We start from the raw sequence: 16,512 nt of genomic DNA, 5'->3' as shown, positions 1-16,512 counted from the left end.
TTAAGAACGCACATTCGTGGGTGGACATTTGCCGCCCTGCGTCTACGGGATTGAAATATATACCAAGATGGACTAAACAGGTTGTTATAAAAAGTTTTCAAATTCTATAAGAGATGCCTACTGCTCCGGGAGCGACCCATAAGGAATAGGAATTGCAGCCCTTTTTATGCATCTCGAGAATGCCGTAACTGACGCCTGTGCCGATCAGCGCACCGACTAGAATGTCGGTAGGGTAATGCTTGCCTGCTGCTACCCGAAGAACGCTTTCGAATGCGGCCGTCGAAAAAGCCAATGCCCGAACAACCCTTGTGGCGCCTGGGTTCCCGTAGGTTTGGTCAAGCCATTCCGTGGTAAAGACGGCAACCGTAAAGGCGGCTGAAGCGTGCCCCGAAAAGAAGGATCCGTAGGCTTCGGCCTTGGCGGTTTTTGCCTTTACAGCCCCTTCACCTTCGGTAGCGAACGTGTATGGCCGCGGCCACAGTTCCAGGGATCTGAAAGCCAGGTTTATTCCATGTTGGAATAATACGGATTGGATGAACATGACTGAAAAAGTGAGGAATTCCTCTCTGCTGGAATGGCCTGAATACCAGGCGGAACCCCCTATGGCGAATGGCGCAACGGCTAGCAGACTTCCAACGTCACTTATAAGGTCTGCGGTACTGCTGTACCTGCCGGCGAATTTGCGATCCCAGGGTAAAAGATTTTCCCTATTGACCTTGTCTTGCTCGTTGGGAATTTCCATCTGGTTATATAGATAGGTTCCCCCGCCTGTGACCAGGAGTGCCGTTACAGATAGTGAAATGTCGATGGAGGGGGATAGAGTGTATTCTGTCTTGGCTGCGGAATGGCCGAAAAAAATCAGGAGCAGGCTCAGGATCAGTCGGTTTAGCCTTTTTCTGGGGTGATTTTTTACGGGGGACGGAATCATACGGGCCTAAGCTAAAAAAATATAGGGTGCCATAATGGTGTAATGGGACTTTTTAGGGGTTGTTTTTGACAATGCCACTTGATTTTCTCAAAAAAACAAGTATCTTATACACGTTAATGGATTGAAAGTCCGATCGTCAAAACTTTTCTCGAAGGAGTTACTATGGCAAAGCTCATTAAGTTGGCTGCAATCGCCGCTGCTTGCATCATTTCCGCATTTGGTGTTTACTGTCTGATCAAGAATACTGCGACCGACGAAAACACTGTCGACTAATTTTTTTTAACATTTTTATCTAAAATGTGTTCCCGGCGATCTAGCTGGGATTTTTTTATGGGTTTGCTTCTTACTAAATTGTAAGCCATGAATTTCCTACAGAAGAAGCCCGTATTTTTCCTGGCAGCATCTGCTGTCTTCTTTGCAATTCTATTGATCGTTTTCCGCGATTTTGCGTTTGACTCGACGCAGCTGATGCTGAATAGCGACCAGCTGAACGGTATCGGTAGCCGCATTCTGCGTACCTTCGATGTCATCGTGACTGAATGGGACGATTCCCGCCTGGGCGGTGTGCCCACGATCGACGCTCTTTTTGCCGACGTCTACCATCCGCTGGTCTGGTTCCAGTTCCTGATGGATCCGGCCAGGGCTGTGGGCTTCAAGTTCATCCTCACTTTGCTGGTGGCTTTTATGAGCGCCTTTGGCCTGGGCTGGCACCTGACCGAAAATAAGTGGTGGGGTGTTCTGCTGGGCGGCCTCTATGCCTTCTCTCCGGAATTCTTCACTTACCTCTACGGCGGTCATGATGGTAAGATGATGGTGTTTGCCATTGCCCCGCTGGCCTTGCTTGCAATTCGTAAGGTAGTCCGTTGCGGAAGCTTGCCCTATATGGTTGTGCTGGCCTTGTCTGTGGCCTGGATGATTCTTGGTTCTCACCTGCAGTTGACTTACCTGTTCCTGTGGGGCGCAGGCCTTTATACTCTTTACGAAGTGGTTTTCCATTGTGATGCTCTGAAAACTCGCGGTAAGCGTCTGGGTCTTGCCGCTATCGGTTTGGCTTTTGGTCTTGCCATTTCCTGCTTCCAGATTGTTCCCCCTTATCTCTATACCACCACCCAGTCTGTCCGTGGCGATGAAGGCCATACCAATTACGGTCACGCTGTAAGCTGGTCCTTGCATCAGGAAGAAATGGCTCAGATTCTGTTGCCGGGTTTTGTTGGTGTTGACGTTTACGAACAGAACGAAAAGACTGGCGATATTGAAGGCAGTTCCTTCATTGGTTTTACCATGGACGAGTACCGCAAACTGGCTGGAGGCTCTCCGTTCTATTGGGGTCATAACGCATTTAAGCTGGACCATAATAATGCCGGTGCCTTGCTGACCTTCCTTGGATTCCTCTGCCTGTTCCTGCCGGGTAAGCGCCGCTATGCCGCTTTCTGGGGTATGGGTGCCGTTGTGGCCCTGAGCTACGGTATGGGCGACCATTCTCCGCTGTTCAAGTTGTGGTATAGCGTTCTGCCGGGTGTAAAGAACTTCCGTGCTCCGGGTATGGCCCTGTTCTGGTTGCCCCTCTTGCTAGTGATGATGGCTGGCCCTGTTCTTAAGGCCTTGACTGCTGGTTCTGCTGCCGAAACTCCCGAAGACCAGGCTGCCGCTGCAGACGATCGCCGCGCCCTGCTTCACGGTACGGCCATGTATGTGATCCTGTTGGTGCTGGCTGTGGTTGCCCGTTTTGCCTGGACCACCTTCATTGGCCCTGTAGGCCTTGTGGTGATGATCCTCTTTGCGCTGGCATGCCTCGGTGTCATGAGCCTGGATGATCAGAAGAAGTCCTTTAGCATTGCCAATTTTGTGGACTCCTTTAAGGCTGGCCTGCCGGGAACCCATCGCGGTGTGCAGGCTTGTGTCCTCTTCGGTTTCGCTTTCCTGGGTGTGATGCTCATGAGCGGCCAGAAACTGTTGAACGATCCTATTACCGCTCCGTATTTTAAGCCGCTGAACGAAATCGTCATGAATGCCACCGCCGGCAAGGTAATCCCTGGTTTCGTGCTGGTCCTTGTGGTGATTGGCGTTGCCCTGGTTGTGGCCCGCTGGAAGGCTAGTGTTGGCGCCAAGGCTGGTGTGCTGGCTCTGGCTGCCGCTCTGGACCTGTTCATGATCAATGCCGCCTTTATCCAGAACGTTCCCGCTTCTGAATACCTGCAGCCCAACAATGGTGTTATCGCTGCAGTAAAGGCTCCCTTCAAGGCTGATTCCCTGAATACGCCTCGCGTTCTTTCTCTTTCCCGTAACAAGGCTCTCAGCGGAAATGTGTTCCCCCAGTACCACATGCGTAATGCCGATGGTATTCACGATAACGAACTGGCTAGCTACCGTGCATTCCGCGGCGGTCAGCAGGACGCTAACTATCTGATGAACGTTAACGACCCTCAGGCTGCTCACCCCTTCCTGGATTTGATGAATGTGGGCGCCATTATTTTCGACAGCCGTCAGGGTACAACTTACATGCCTATTCCTACGGCCATGGGCGAAGCCTACATCTTTGGCGAAGCTGTGGTGATGGATGATGCGGCTGCCATTAAGACTTTGCAGGAACAGGCTGCAATCAGACAGCCGGAAGTTTCCGTGTCTCCTGTTGCAGAAACAGCTCCCATGGAAGGCTCTGTTACGGATAGCGCTGCCGTGGATTCCGCTCTTGCTGCCGAGCCCCGTCAGGAAACTGCCGCTCCCAAGTATGCCGATGTATCTGGTAAGTTCTTCTATCGCGAAAAGGTGATTCTTTCCGAAGCTCCTGCTAATGACTATAAGGGTAGCGTCGCCGCTAGCGGCCCCATCCAGGGTTCTGCAAAGGTTGTGGCTTCTCCCAAGATGGATACCCAGGTGTTCGCCGTAGAAGCTGACCGCCCCGGCTTCATGGTGGTGGCTGGTAACTACCATCCGTACTGGAAGGCTTACGTGAACGGTGCTGAAGCCAAGGTCTACAAGGCATTCGGAACCCTCCGCGCTGTAGAAATTCCTGCAGGCAAGTCTGAAGTCCGCATGGAATATCGAAGCACTCCTTTCCACGCCGCTGTAAAGGTTAGCCTTGCTGCCCTGATTCTGCTGGTGGCTGTTGGCGTATTTGCCGCCATCAAGAAGCGTTAATGGTAACGGGCCTATGGAACTGCAAACTCGGGTAGAAATTCCTCCGTCGACGGTACGGATTGATTACACCAGGAAGCTTGCTTTCATAGGCTCTTGTTTTGCCCAGAACATTTCTGAAAAATTCACCCGTCTGAAATTCAGGACTCTGGTGAATCCCTTCGGGATCATCTACAATCCCCTTTCCATCGAATATATGGTGGAGCGCATTGTCAACGGCGAAACCTATTCGGCCCGGGATGTGCAGGAAGGGAATGTTTTCCTGGATGGTGAAAATTGGAACTGCTGGGACTTTCATGGTTCCTTTTCTGCGAAGGATGAAAATTCCTGTATCGAGGGGTTGAATGCTGCTGTTCTTGGTGCCCGCGAGTACCTGAAGTCTGCAGACGTGGTGTTTATAACTTTAGGCACCGCCTTTGTGTATTTCTTGAAGCAGACCGGGAACGTGGTTTCCAATTGCCATCGCCGAAACGCAGATCTGTTTGACCGTCAGTTGATTTCTGTAGAACGGGCTGCTGATGCGCTTAATTCTGTTGTCTGTAATTTGAGACGGTTGAATCCCGACGTGAAGGAGGTGTTTACCGTATCCCCCTTGAGGCACCTGAAGGATGGCGCTCACGGGAACAATCTTTCGAAGTCCTCCTTGCTGCTGGCCGTGGATCAGGTGGTGAAGGCGAATCCGCAGGTTGAATATTTCCCCAGTTACGAGATTGTGCTGGATGAATTGCGGGACTACCGCTTTTACGATTCCGACATGATCCACCTTTCCGAGGTGGCGGAAGATTACATCTTTGAACGCCTGCAGGAAACGTATTTTGACGAGGCTGTTCGGGAAAATGTCAAGCGGGTTGAAAAATTTTTGAAGTCCGCCAATCACAGAATCGTCGATGCGGCTTCTTCCATGAACAAGGCGTTTGCATTGAAACATCTGGACATTGCCCAGGATCTTGAAAAACGGATTCCCGGGCTGGACCTAAGTGCCGAAAAGACGTACTTCCTTTCGCTATAAAAAAAGACGGACGCTTATGCGTTCGCCTATTTCTTTTTTAGGTCTGCATTGTTAATTTGCGGACCCCACAAATATTAAAGTCCTAGGGCTGGGCGCCTCGTCCGGGGGGCGTCTTTACAAAGTAGATGACGCAGGGCACAATGAGGCTGATCAGGCACAGGATGGCCATCAAATTGTTGAACCAGTCTGCCTTATGGAGCGTGGCCGGGACCAAGGTCTCGTTGACCAGTACCAGGAGTGCCGCAAAGGCGATTCCCGGGATTAAGTAAGAAAGTAATTTGCTCATAAGTGTTCTCCTATTTTTCCACGTTCATAAAACTAACATGATTTTGGCTGGGGTAATGTAAATTTTGGGAAAATTTTAGGGGTGGGTAAACGCAGGAGGGATTGTCTAACTGGGAAAATGTAAAATGCCTGTAAAATCACGTAACTTGTTGACTGTCAATGAGTTGGGATGTTTTGAAAATGTTATTTTTGACAGTATGAATATGAAATTTTCTGCATTTGCACTTGCTTGCCTAGTCGGATTTTCCTTTGCCGCTGATCCCCGAATGGAACAGGGCGCCCGCTTTGAAGCCCAGGGAAACTTCGAGATGGCTCTGGGTGAATACCGTTCTATTTTGGCTGAACAGCCCAAGAACGCCGAAGCCTATTTTGCCGCAGCAGAAGTCCGTGTTAAGATGAAGGACTATAGCGGTGCTTTGGCTAACTATCGACTGGCCTACAAGTTTGATCCCGCCATGAGTGCCGCCTATGAAGGTGCCGCCAAGGTTTATGAATCGTTGGGTCAGAAGGCTAAGGCCGAAGCCGAACGCGCCAAGGATCCCAAGAATAATCCCGCTCCTGCAGAAGAGGTTGCCGCTCCTGTTGAACCCGCTCCTGCCGCTGAACCGGTCAAGGTTGCCGAACCGGCACCTGTCGCTGTTGAAGCTCCCAAGGCAGAACCGGTGGCCGAAGCTAAGCCCGAACCGAAGGTTGAACCTAAGCCTGAAGCCAAGGTGGAACCCAAGGCTGAACCGGTCAAGGTTGCCGCTGAACCTGCCAAGGAAGAAACTGCTCAGGCACTTCCTTCCGATCCTTTTGAAAAGGGTAAGGCTCTGTATGCCGAAGGTAATTATGCCGATGCCGCCAAGGCTTGGCGCGAAGTGCTGAAGAAGACTCCTGGCCACGCCGGTGCTTATTTCTACGCTGGCTTGACCCGCTTCCAGCTGGGCGAATACGAAAAGGCCGAATTCAACTTGAAGAAGGGTCTGGAATATAAGGAAGAAGGCAATGATGCCAATTACTTCCTGGCTTGTGTCTATCAGAAGATGAACAAGTCTGACCTAGAAGTGAAGTTCCTGGCTAACTACATGAAGAAGGCTGCTCCTAACGGCAAGTACCGCAAGGCTGCCGAGGAACGTCTGGCTGAAATCAAGGCTGCAAAGGCTGAAGCTTCCAAGACCGAAGAAAAGATTGCAACTGCCGAAGCAGTAAAGCAGGATGTGAAGGCCGAAAAGATGGACAAGTCTGAAAAGGCTGTCGAGGCTTCTGCCCCTAAGGCTGCTGAAGAAACGGAAGAGTCCGATGTGGCTGCCGCACCTTCTGCTGTTCCGACCATTGCCAATGCCAACTTGCTCTTTGGCGCCGGCAGCTATGAAATGGCCCTGCAGATGTACAAGGCTTTGCTGGAAACGGAACAGAATCCTGAAGAACGCTACTTTACTATGCTCCAGCTTGGCAATGTCTACCGCGAACTCAGAGATTTCCACAGCGCTGTCACCCGCTACCGTGAAGTAGTCCAGCAGTTCCCGGATTCCGATTGGGCTACCGAAGCCGAACGTGCCTTGGAAGATGCCGTGTGGCTGGAAAAGCACGCCAAGGAATTGCCCCGCCGCGTTCGTTAAGTTTGTTGTTTAGACCATAGAAAAGTCCCCGCTTTGCGGGGGCTTTTTCGTTTGTGAAAATCTTTTCGCTTTGAATGTAGACGGTTTGACATTATATTTGGGGTGTGCCTGCGGGATTGGTGTTTTGGGTGTCGCAGGCGAGGATGGGTATGAAGTATTCTGGAGTGAACTTGAAGGCGCTGGCTTGCGTTGCCTGTGCTATGACTGTTGTAGCGGTGGCTGATCCCCCTGCAAATTTTAGCGGTTGGGAACTGGTCTTCGAAGACAACTTTGACGGCAACACTCTTGACACCAGCAAGTGGAATCCCACGTACAACTGGGGACACACTCACAATCACCGGGCCTATTGTGACGAGGCGAACGTTATCGTCAAGGATGGCAAGCTGATGCTTAAGGCCGAGGCGAAAAAACATCCCAAGGCTCCCGCATCCGCAAAGTTTGATGGCAAGGAGATTCCCGTAGACTATACTTCGGCGGCCATTGATACCCGCGGCCATTTCGAGGTGAAGTACGGCTACATCGAAGGCCGCTTCAAGGCTCCCAAGCACAAGGGAACCTGGCCTGCCTTCTGGACTTTGCAGGACGGCTGGCCTCCCGAAATCGATATCCTTGAAATTCCTGCATCCCGAAAGCAGCATCATTACTATTTGCATTATACAAACCCTAGCTGGTACAATGACCATGGTTCCGCCTGGGATCATGAGGCTTCTTTTGGCGGACACAAGGATGATAACGTAGACCGTTCCGCAGACTTCCACACCTATGCGGTGGAATGGGATGAGTCAAACTTGAACTTCTACTTTGATGACAAGAAGTTTGCCAGTTATAACCGCCCCACAGAAATCAAGCAGTTGTCGGCTCAGTACATTATTGTGAACCTGGCTGTGGGCGGATGGGCCGGAAACGACATCGAGGTGACCGCGAATAATCCGGCCTACTTTGAGGCGGACTGGGTTCGTGTGTGGAAGGCTAAGCCGGCAAAGCCTGATACGGTGATTTTCTACAATGAAGCCTTCAAGACTTGCATGCAGCCTAGTGACGAAAAGAAGTTGGTTCTAGGGGACTGCGCCGATGAAAAGTCTGTGGCCATTATCAAGCCGCTGGGTTCTGCCAATACCTTCCGTGTGGACTTTGGTGACATGACTTTGGAAATGCCTAACGAAACTACGGATCCTGGCGTTACTGCCGGTGTGTACGCCTGGAACGGCAAGAATCACCAGAAGGTTGTCTTTGAAAATCAGTACAGCAATCAGTACCGTCTGAAGATGCTCCATAGCAATCATTACCTGCGTTCAACCTCTGACGGTGCCCGCGTGGTGCAAGACTGGAACGATAGCTGGGAATGGAATCAGAAATGGCGCATCATGAAGCCTAGCGAATATGTGGCTCCCGGTGCCGACACAACGGCCAAGGATACAGTAACGCAGGATACCACGAAACAGGACTCCACGTTGTCTATCGGCGTTAGGAATCTTCGGGTAGCAGGTCGCGAAATTGGCAACGCGTATGGAAGCCGGATTTTCCGCAAGAACGGAATGCTTTACGTGGAATTTGGAAACGGAACCGGGGAATCGAAAATTTTCGATTTGAGAGGCCGCAAACAGTAATAAAAAAAGTCCAAGGTTTTAACCTTGGACTTCTTGTTTTTATATGATTTTTTAAATCACCTGGACCAGCAGACCTTTAAGGTATTGTCCTTCGGGGAAGGCTGTATTTACCGGATGGTCCATGGGCTGGCCGAAACGTTCGATAATTTGTACGCGACGGTGGGCATCGGCTGCGGCATCGGCGATAATCTTCTGGAACAGGTCCATTTCCATAAGGCCGGAACAACTGAAGGTTGCCAGCATACCGCCTTCGGCCAGAAGCTTCATGGCCAACAGGTTGATGTCCTTGTACCCGCGGCAACCCTTTTGCAAGTTGTCCTTGGATTCCACGAACTTGGGCGGGTCCAGCACGATAAAGTCAAAGGTCTCGGCGCGGTCACGGCACTTACGCAGATACTGGAATACGTCTGCTTCTACGTGGGTAGCGTGGGCGGTAGAAAGCTTGTTGCGCATGATGCCTTCCTTGGCCAGAGCCAGAGCGTCCTTGGAAACGTCTACCTGATAAACCTTTTCGCAGCCACCGCGAAGGGCGTAAAGGCCGAAGCCTCCTGTATAACAGAAGCAGTTCAGCACCTTCTTTCCCTTGGCCAGTTCGCCAACACGACGGCGGGCGTCACGCTGATCCAGATAGTATCCGGTCTTGTGGCCGTTCTTCACGTCGATGGGGAAGAGAATTCCGTTTTCGTTAATGACTACAGGTTCATCGGGAACTTCGCCGTAGACCACGCCAGTGCGGAGGGGAAGACCTTCCTTCTTGCGGACGTCGGAATCGCAGCGTTCATAGATGCCGCGGCAGCCAGTCTTTTCGGCCAACAGCTCGTAAATAATCTTGCGGTTCACTTCGGCGCCGGCTGCCAGAATTTCTACGGAGTAGATGTCGGCGTACTTGTCGATAATGCAACCGGGAATGCCGTCGTTTTCGGCGTTAATCAGACGGAATGCCACGTCCTTGTCGGCGATGTCGAAGCCGCGGCTCTTGCGTGCGGCAATGGCTCGATCCAGAATGTCGCTGAAGAAGTCTCGGTCGATGTTCTGCTTTTCGCCAAAGGTCCAGAAACGACCACGAATCTGGGACTTGGGGGAATAGGCGGCAAGGCCCAAAAAATCGCTATGGTAGCTGTAGACTTCTACGACGTCGCCCAACTGGGGATCGCCTGTCACTTCGTCGATAGCTCCGCTAAAAATCCAGGGATGGTAACGGAGGGCTGACTTTTCGCGTCCGGCTTTCAAGGTAATTGCTTTCATGCTTTAAAATATAGAAATTGAATAAAATGTATCTTTGTCGCGAAAATTTGGAAGTTGTTAAATGGATAGGAAAAACATTGTGGGGCTGATGGTCCTGACTGGGCTCTTGCATGCTATTTGTGGTTGCTCCGATAGTGGAACGTCTGCGACAGGACCGACGGCCTTTTTTTACGATGGAGAATTTAGTGGCGTGTCTACCCGTGATATGGAAAGCCTGTGCAGCAGGCTTCAGAAAGAAGTAGATGCTCTTGGAGAGGATTCTGTTTTCTGTGGAGAACACTCTGCTGACTATATTGTCTATATTCCCAGGAGGGACGCCGCATCTCTTGACGAAGTCCTACTGAAAAAGACTGAAGAATGTGCTGAAGCTTTGGATGAATGGCGCAGACGCTATAAAAAATGATTTTTATTTCAATATAAGACTGACCTATGTTTGAATCCCTGTTTCAAAAATACCCTTTCTTTCGTAAGATTCCTGCAATCCTTTGCATGGCGATTATCTTTAAACTTTCGTCAATGACCTCGGCGGAACTGGAGGGGCTCCCTCATGTTTGGGACAAGTTGGCTCACACTTGTGAATATGCCACCTTGGCAGGGTGCTTTTGTATGTGGTGGACTCGTGGCCAATGGACGGCTAAAACCTGGTTTCGTGTTGTTATAGTAATGTTGCTGGCTCTTGCCTACGGTTGCACTGATGAATACCATCAGCGTTTTGTAGAAGGCCGTAGCTGCGATGCCATGGATCTGATTGCAGATACGCTTGGAGGTCTTATTGGCGGTTCCGTCTACGTTCTGATTGTGAAAATCCTGAACCGTTATGATCCGCTGCCCCAAACGGAATCCGATGAATCTCCGGATTCCGAAGAATCACTTTAGGGTCTTCAGTACAGAATCCACTCGGGCTGTAATCTTGTAGGTGGCTTCGCTGCAGAGGTGGTCGTTGTCGTAGGCCAGGCTGTTGGAATAGTCATGATCGCCCATCTTGTTTTCGTCAAGCAGGACGAAGTTCGGATATTCCTTGGTCAGATTCTTGATTTGACTGATGACTTCCTTGGCTGTGCTTCTTTTCATGCCGTGTCTTCCGAAAGCGCCTGTCTTCTTGTACTTTGGATTCTGCGGGAAGATGACTCCCACGACCTTGATTTTCTTGCTGGCGGCAGTTTTGAGAATAGACTTCAAGGCTTTCATCGAATTTTCCAGAAGCTCCGGATTCTTGTCGAAAATCGTGGAGTCCGCTTCGACTTCAGCGGTTTCGCCCCAGGATTGACAGGGGATTCCTAAAAGACGTCCCTTGTCTGTTGTGTACTTGTGAGCGTCTTCTACGCCGAGGCCGTTTTCGGTGGCGTCTAACAGACCTGCGGGAATGCCTTTAGCCCAATAGTCATGATTGGCATCGTACGCATAACCGGGGTAATTGGGAGCGTTGACGGCGAAGAAATTATCGCTGCCCTTTCCGTCTGTTTTCCACCAGAAGTCAATGTCGATAGAAAGTACGATATACTTTAGCTTCTTGGCATTCTTGTAGATGTACTTATTGAGGTAATCCTTGGTGGCGTAAATAGAATTGGGGGCGTGGGCTAGGTTTACGGCGAAGAAATCGTCTTTCAGCAGATATGGGCTTAAGGAATATAAGGTACGTGATGATCCCATGAGGGCCACTTCCATGGAGTCGATGTACCTCCAGAGCAGTTCCATTTTGTAACGCATGATGACTGAGGACCAGACGTCGTTTGCTACTAGGTAGGTTCCTGCGCTATCTTGGTCAATTGTAGTATCTGGGACTGGTCTTGCAGCAAACCACATGCTGGGATGCCAAAGTTCATCTCCTTCTACAAGTTCAGTTGTACTGCTGTCCTTGATATTGACCAGGGCGATTTTTTCGTGTACTTCGTTTGCGTTCGTGAGGGAGGCAATTACAAAATTCTTGGAAACCCATTCGGTGTGATCGAAGGTTTTCTTGCTGGGGGCTCCGACGCTCTTTATCAGTTTGCCGGTGCTGTCGGCGATGAACATTCTTTCATGAGTATGGTAGGACTTCCCAACGAATTTTTTGCCGGTGGTCGAGGCGAAGTCCAGGAAAAGGGTTCTTCGGGTGCTGTCTTTAGAAAGGCTGACGTTGCAAGCCTGTTCCTTGTTGTACCAGATTGAATCCTTGGAAGAGTTGGTTAGTCTAGTTCTTCCGTAGGCGAATTTCGTTCGTAAAAGCTGGGCCCCTGTGACGGCGATTTTTCGGTCTACGCTAACGCCTCCGTGGTAGGCTCCGTCTATGATTTTCCTGGGTGTGCCGAAAGTCTCGTCTCTAAAGGAAACTTGCCAAGTGGAATTAGACTTGAATTGTGCCTCGTCCTTGTTGCTTTGTTGGCTGGTAACGTAAACGATAGTCGTATCGCCGTTAGAGGATACTTGCCAGCGGGGGATTGCAGCGGCTTCTACGTCTAATTTGTGGATGGTACGGTTGTTGGAATTCAGCTCTCTTACGTAAATCGAAGACTTTCCGGGAACGCCTTCGGGCTTGGTACAGTAGGCGACGTATTTCCCATCGGGGGAAATATCCGGATGATAGGCAGAAACGGTATCGTAAAATTCCACAATCTTGGTCTTGGTCAAGGAGTAGTCGATATAGACCAGTCTTTCTGTAATGTCGTTGCGGAATACGAGTTTTGTTTTGTAGGTTCCCGTTAGCTTTTTAATTGCGTCTGGGCTTAAGATCATGTTGATGTTGCTTTCGGTCATGAGACCGCTGCCGTTTAGCCAGGAAGGCGAAGGAATCTTTCCGAAGGCGAGGCGGAAACCGACGTAGTCGGCTTTTGTCGAAGAGGTGACTGTGTAGACATCACCGCGGCTGAACAAGCTGATTGCGCTTTTGGGATTGCGAAAACTGCCACCCTTTACGATGCGTTCTCCAAGGGAATTGCCTTCGTAAGGCCCGACGTAGTTGTCCATGATCGTGTCTTGCGGGTAATCGAGCCAGTCGTTTACCCATTCCATGACATTGCCTGCCATGTCGCAGAAATCCTTGCTGCCAGAGGCTTTCTTGCAGACCTTGTGAGTCTTGTAGTCGGAATTGTCGGCGTTCCAGGATTTGTTTAAATCCCAGCTGGTGTTTGCTGCAAAAATCCATTCGGCTTCGGTGGGGAGGCGGTAAGCGTTTGCGCCGGTGTTCAATGCCAAATTTATAATGCTTGTGCAGTGTCCATCGCTATCGAAGGTCTTGGTGGTGTAGGTGTAAGCCGTATCCCGTTTTTCCTTTTTGCTTAGGGCGTTGGCATAGACGATGGCGTCGAAATAGGTGACGTTCACGATGGGGAGAGAATCATTTTCGCATTTCTGGACAGGGGACTTCGATCCCAGTTCTTCCTTCATGACTTTTCGGAATTCGCCGCAGGTGACTTCATGCCTTCCCATAGAAAAGTCGTAAGAGAAAGTGGTCTTCATTTTGGGGCGTTCATTGGCCTTTGCGGAATTGTCGTCTGTTCCTACAAATCCGTCTGACCCTGATGCCCGAACTAAAATAAAACCGTCAATGTCTGAATCCTCTACGAATGTGGATTCAGATGAGGTGGTGTCTGTGCAGCTACAGATAAAAATCAGTGCCAGAAGAAAAAGAGACCGCAACATTGTTACCCCCCAAGTAAAATGATTTCTCTCTTCAGTTGAATTCCGAATTTTTCGAAAACTTTTTGTTGAACGTACTCGCTAAGAGCCTTGATGTCTGAAGCGGTGGCGTTGTCTGCGTTGACAATGAAGTTGGCGTGAACCGTGCTGACTTCTGCTCCGCCAATGCGGTAGCCCTTGAGTCCTGCCTGCTCGATGTAATAGCCTGGAGCGATTTGCTGAGGCATGTCTTCGGCACCAACGTCAAGGCGTTTGAATGTGGAACCTGCGTTGGGCATATTTAAGGGCTGGCTTGCCTTGCGCTTGGCCATGCACTCCTGCATTTCGGTTTCCAGAGTGTAGCTATCTTTGCCGGACATCTCTGCAGGTTCTAACTGGAATGTTGCGGACAAGATAATTTCAGCTTGACCTTTGGCACGGTCGTCGGAGGAAACCTGAAAACCGCTGTGCCTATAGCCAAAGTCGCACTGGGCTGCGGTTCGTGTATGTACGGTCCCATTGGCGTCAAGGCTTTCTACTTCTACGCAAGTCTGGCAGATTTCCTGACCGTATGCGCCTGCGTTCATGTAGATGGCTCCACCTAACGTTCCTGGAATACCGGCTAGCTTGTGTATCCCGCTGTAACCCATCTTAATGGATTTGCGCGCAAATGCGCCGAGGGATACGCCTGCTCCAACCTTGAACTTGCCATTTCCAAGATCCTGAACTTCAGAAAATGATTTCCCCAGGGTGATGATTCCGCCGCCAAATCCCTTGTCGGAAACCAACAAGTTTGTTCCGTTACCAAGAACGAAAAAGGGGAGGTTCTGGTCTGCCAGTCGTTTCCGCACATCGAGGATTTCGTCTACGGATTCCACCTTGAAAAAATAGCGGGCCTCTCCTCCGACTTTGAAGGAGGTGTGCCTACTCATGGGTTCATTTTCTAAGATAACCATTTCTCAAATATAGTTATCGGTTATGAATTGCATGAAATTTGATTTTTTTGAATGTGATTTTGTTATACTTATAGACGTTTAAATTTTGATAATCTAAATGACCAACGAAGAACTGAAACAATTCAAGGCCTCCATTTCTATCACTGCCGTGGCCCAGAGCCTTGGGGTGAATGTGGTGCGGGGTAAATGCCGCTGTTTTTGTCCACAGCGCCATGTCCATGGAGATAGAACTCCTTCTGTTTCAGTTTCTGAGGAACGGGGGTATTTCCGCTGCTGGGTTTGCGATGATATTCGCGGCGATGTGATTTCGCTTGTGCAAATTGTACGGGATTGTTCTTTTACCGAGGCCCTGGCTTGGCTTATGGAACAGTATCCGTTCCTGGTGCCTGGCAATGCGCAAAAGCCCGTTTCCCGTTCCGATGGCCCCGGCTTGCGAACCATAATCAATGGACGTCAGGTAAGTGTGCCTGCGGCACCTCCTGCTGAACCGGATCTCAAGGAACTTGTTCCCGAAGAAGATCGCAAGCGTATTGTCCTTTCTTTTTTGAAACGTCTCAGTCCTGTAGACAATACTCCCGCTGCCCGTTGGTTGGCCAAGCGTCGAATCTATAAGCCGGTGTGGGACCGTATGCTCCTTCGAACCATTACGGATTACGAAGCGGTAAACAACAGCCTGAAAGCGGATTTTGGTGTCGAGGTTTTGAAGTATGTGGGGCTGTTTAACGACAAGGGCAACCTGCGTTACTACAAGCATCCCCTGATTTTCCCCTATCTGGATAAGGAGCGCAGGGCATTCTATTTCCAGTCTCGCGCGATTGACAGTTCCGTGGTTCCCAAGGAAATGAACTTGAGGTCTACGGTTCCCTTCCCCTATAATTTTTCGGCGCTGGATGAAAAGCCCGGCTGGGTCTACCTTTGTGAAGGTTGTGTGGACACGCTGACTTTTTTGGGGCAGAAGATAAACGCTGTAGGTATTCCGGGAGTAAGATCCTTTAAGGTGGAATGGCTAAGCTACTTTAAGAACAAGAATGTGGTTCTCTGTCTTGATCATGACGAAGCCGGGAGAAGCGGTATGGAATATATCGGTAACCTGTTTACTCAGGCTGGTATTCGAAGTGTGATTCTTGGTGAAGGCATGGAGGGTTTGCCGACGGCCATGAAAGAGGGCGAGGACATTAATGACTGGTTTGGAGGAAAGAAGTGATGAAGAAGTTTTTTGGAAAGGTTAGAGATTTTTTCAAGTGGCTATCGGGTACACTGGTCATCCGGATCTTGGCCTTCATTATCAAGTGGATTTATAGACTGATCAACTTTATCCTCCGACAGGCCCTGTTGATCTGCATTATTTATTCTACCGCGTTTACGGTGGCGGCTAGCTACTTGATTTATCGTGTCTTCATCTACGGCTATGACATTTATGAAAGTGTTGAGGAACTGAAGGTTACTCAACCCGAGAATTCCAAGTACATGGAAGCCTTGAGGGATTCCAATCCAAATGTTCAAATCAGACATACCTATGTACCGCTGGATTCTATAAGCACCCATCTGCGTAAGGCGGTTATTGCCAGCGAAGATGCCGGCTTTTATTTCCATCCCGGTTTTGACATTCGCGCCATTGCGGAAGCCCTGGATGCAAACCAGATGGCCGGGAAGACTAAGTTTGGCGGTTCTACCATTACACAGCAGCTGGCCAAGAACCTGTTCCTTAGCGGTGAGCGTTCTTTTGATCGTAAGTTCAAGGAATTGGCCTATGCCTTGTTGATGGAACATGAACTGGGTAAGGACCGAATCCTGGAACTTTACCTGAACTACGCCCAGTGGGGCAAGGATATCTTTGGTTGTCAGGAGGCTTGTCTTTCCTATTACAAGAAGAGCTGCTCCAAGATCAGTCTGGACCAGGCCATCAATCTGGCCGCCATGCTTGCGGCACCGGCAAAGCATCACCCCAATATGAGGGAGAGCCAGTTCATGGCTAAGCGCCGTGCTGTTATCTATCAGAATATGTTCCCCAAGAAGGATAGCGTTCTTGTGGATTCCCTGAGGCAGTTGATGGCTCCTCCTGCGCAGCCGTTGACTCCTGTGGCTCAACCACAGCCTGCAACCGAAAAGAAGGTTAAGGCGAAGGCTTTCAAAAATCATTAAAAGTGCTATA

The 16,512-nt window shown here is 50.0% G+C and carries 13 protein-coding genes; 8 read left to right on the top strand and 5 right to left on the bottom strand.

The annotated features are described in order from the left end of the window. Positions 1–97 precede the first annotated feature (97 nt). Positions 98–928 carry a phosphatase PAP2 family protein gene (locus BUB73_RS03995; RefSeq protein ID WP_073283784.1) on the bottom strand — a complete coding sequence of 277 codons (831 nt, stop codon included), beginning with the start codon at positions 926–928 and terminating at the stop codon, positions 98–100. 360 nt (positions 929–1,288) lie between these two features. Here BUB73_RS03995 and BUB73_RS03990 point away from each other — a divergent pair, with 360 nt between their 5' ends. Next, positions 1,289–4,066, top strand: a complete 2,778-nt coding sequence (locus tag BUB73_RS03990) for a glycosyltransferase family protein (RefSeq protein ID WP_254795002.1) — start codon at positions 1,289–1,291, stop codon at positions 4,064–4,066. 13 nt (positions 4,067–4,079) lie between these two features. Continuing rightward, on the top strand, positions 4,080–5,072 hold the full coding sequence (locus BUB73_RS03985) for a GSCFA domain-containing protein (protein ID WP_073283781.1): 993 nt from the start codon (positions 4,080–4,082) through the stop codon (positions 5,070–5,072). Between the two features lie 82 nt (positions 5,073–5,154). Here BUB73_RS03985 and BUB73_RS03980 read toward each other — a convergent pair whose 3' ends face one another. Continuing rightward, positions 5,155–5,358, bottom strand: coding sequence for a hypothetical protein (locus tag BUB73_RS03980; RefSeq protein WP_073157004.1), 204 nt, complete (start codon positions 5,356–5,358; stop codon positions 5,155–5,157). A gap of 196 nt (positions 5,359–5,554) precedes the next feature. Between BUB73_RS03980 and BUB73_RS03975 the strand changes: the two genes are divergently transcribed. Together BUB73_RS03975 and BUB73_RS03970 are read left to right on the top strand one after the other, a co-directional pair. Next, complete coding sequence (locus BUB73_RS03975; protein ID WP_254795001.1) at positions 5,555–6,958, top strand: tetratricopeptide repeat protein; 1,404 nt, start codon at positions 5,555–5,557, stop codon at positions 6,956–6,958. A 149-nt stretch (positions 6,959–7,107) separates the two neighbouring features. Further along, on the top strand, positions 7,108–8,565 hold the full coding sequence (locus BUB73_RS03970) for a family 16 glycosylhydrolase (protein ID WP_073234981.1): 1,458 nt from the start codon (positions 7,108–7,110) through the stop codon (positions 8,563–8,565). Positions 8,566–8,616: 51 nt separating this feature from the next. Here the strand turns inward: BUB73_RS03970 and BUB73_RS03965 are convergent, their stop codons facing one another. Further along, positions 8,617–9,810, bottom strand: coding sequence for a class I SAM-dependent rRNA methyltransferase (locus BUB73_RS03965; protein WP_073156995.1), 1,194 nt, complete (start codon positions 9,808–9,810; stop codon positions 8,617–8,619). Between the two features lie 61 nt (positions 9,811–9,871). Between BUB73_RS03965 and BUB73_RS03960 the strand changes: the two genes are divergently transcribed. Both BUB73_RS03960 and BUB73_RS03955 read left to right on the top strand, forming a co-directional pair. Beyond that, on the top strand, positions 9,872–10,213 hold the full coding sequence (locus tag BUB73_RS03960; RefSeq protein WP_073283777.1) for a hypothetical protein: 342 nt from the start codon (positions 9,872–9,874) through the stop codon (positions 10,211–10,213). Positions 10,214–10,239: 26 nt separating this feature from the next. Beyond that, on the top strand, positions 10,240–10,686 hold the full coding sequence (locus tag BUB73_RS03955; RefSeq protein WP_073283774.1) for a VanZ family protein: 447 nt from the start codon (positions 10,240–10,242) through the stop codon (positions 10,684–10,686). On the opposite strand, the gene BUB73_RS03950 is transcribed toward BUB73_RS03955, so the two are convergent. After that, positions 10,678–13,428 carry a TIGR02171 family lipoprotein gene (locus BUB73_RS03950; RefSeq protein WP_073234593.1) on the bottom strand — a complete coding sequence of 917 codons (2,751 nt, stop codon included), beginning with the start codon at positions 13,426–13,428 and terminating at the stop codon, positions 10,678–10,680. The genes BUB73_RS03955 and BUB73_RS03950 overlap by 9 nt on opposite strands. A gap of 2 nt (positions 13,429–13,430) precedes the next feature. Beyond that, positions 13,431–14,360, bottom strand: coding sequence for a UDP-N-acetylmuramate dehydrogenase (gene murB / locus BUB73_RS03945; protein WP_073234596.1), 930 nt, complete (start codon positions 14,358–14,360; stop codon positions 13,431–13,433). Positions 14,361–14,457: 97 nt separating this feature from the next. Between murB and BUB73_RS03940 the strand changes: the two genes are divergently transcribed. After that, positions 14,458–15,564, top strand: a complete 1,107-nt coding sequence (locus tag BUB73_RS03940) for a CHC2 zinc finger domain-containing protein (RefSeq protein WP_073156979.1) — start codon at positions 14,458–14,460, stop codon at positions 15,562–15,564. Further along, positions 15,564–16,502: a monofunctional biosynthetic peptidoglycan transglycosylase gene (gene mtgA, locus BUB73_RS03935; protein ID WP_073283771.1), complete on the top strand. Its 939-nt coding sequence runs from the start codon at positions 15,564–15,566 to the stop codon at positions 16,500–16,502. Before BUB73_RS03940 ends, mtgA begins: the two co-directional genes overlap by 1 nt. Positions 16,503–16,512: the final 10 nt, after the last annotated feature.

It is taken from the genome of Fibrobacter sp. UWH6 (genome assembly GCF_900142465.1).
In the GTDB taxonomy this organism is placed as follows: Bacteria; Fibrobacterota; Fibrobacteria; order Fibrobacterales; family Fibrobacteraceae; genus Fibrobacter.
The sequence above is the reverse complement of the archived record's forward strand: the minus strand, read 5'-3'. Positions and strand labels throughout refer to the sequence as shown.

What these genes read in the sequence shown, in the direction of transcription:
- murB (WP_073234596.1), bottom strand. Translation starts at nt 14,360, where the DNA reads ATGGTTATCTTAGAAAATGAACCCATGAGTAGGCACACCTCCTTCAAA.
- mtgA (WP_073283771.1), top strand. Translation starts at nt 15,564, where the DNA reads ATGAAGAAGTTTTTTGGAAAGGTTAGAGATTTTTTCAAGTGGCTATCG.
- BUB73_RS03995 (WP_073283784.1), bottom strand. Translation starts at nt 928, where the DNA reads ATGATTCCGTCCCCCGTAAAAAATCACCCCAGAAAAAGGCTAAACCGA.
- BUB73_RS03955 (WP_073283774.1), top strand. Translation starts at nt 10,240, where the DNA reads ATGTTTGAATCCCTGTTTCAAAAATACCCTTTCTTTCGTAAGATTCCT.
- BUB73_RS03990 (WP_254795002.1), top strand. Translation starts at nt 1,289, where the DNA reads ATGAATTTCCTACAGAAGAAGCCCGTATTTTTCCTGGCAGCATCTGCT.
- BUB73_RS03985 (WP_073283781.1), top strand. Translation starts at nt 4,080, where the DNA reads ATGGAACTGCAAACTCGGGTAGAAATTCCTCCGTCGACGGTACGGATT.
- BUB73_RS03970 (WP_073234981.1), top strand. Translation starts at nt 7,108, where the DNA reads ATGAAGTATTCTGGAGTGAACTTGAAGGCGCTGGCTTGCGTTGCCTGT.
- BUB73_RS03940 (WP_073156979.1), top strand. Translation starts at nt 14,458, where the DNA reads ATGACCAACGAAGAACTGAAACAATTCAAGGCCTCCATTTCTATCACT.
- BUB73_RS03960 (WP_073283777.1), top strand. Translation starts at nt 9,872, where the DNA reads ATGGATAGGAAAAACATTGTGGGGCTGATGGTCCTGACTGGGCTCTTG.
- BUB73_RS03975 (WP_254795001.1), top strand. Translation starts at nt 5,555, where the DNA reads ATGAATATGAAATTTTCTGCATTTGCACTTGCTTGCCTAGTCGGATTT.
- BUB73_RS03965 (WP_073156995.1), bottom strand. Translation starts at nt 9,810, where the DNA reads ATGAAAGCAATTACCTTGAAAGCCGGACGCGAAAAGTCAGCCCTCCGT.
- BUB73_RS03950 (WP_073234593.1), bottom strand. Translation starts at nt 13,428, where the DNA reads ATGTTGCGGTCTCTTTTTCTTCTGGCACTGATTTTTATCTGTAGCTGC.
- BUB73_RS03980 (WP_073157004.1), bottom strand. Translation starts at nt 5,358, where the DNA reads ATGAGCAAATTACTTTCTTACTTAATCCCGGGAATCGCCTTTGCGGCA.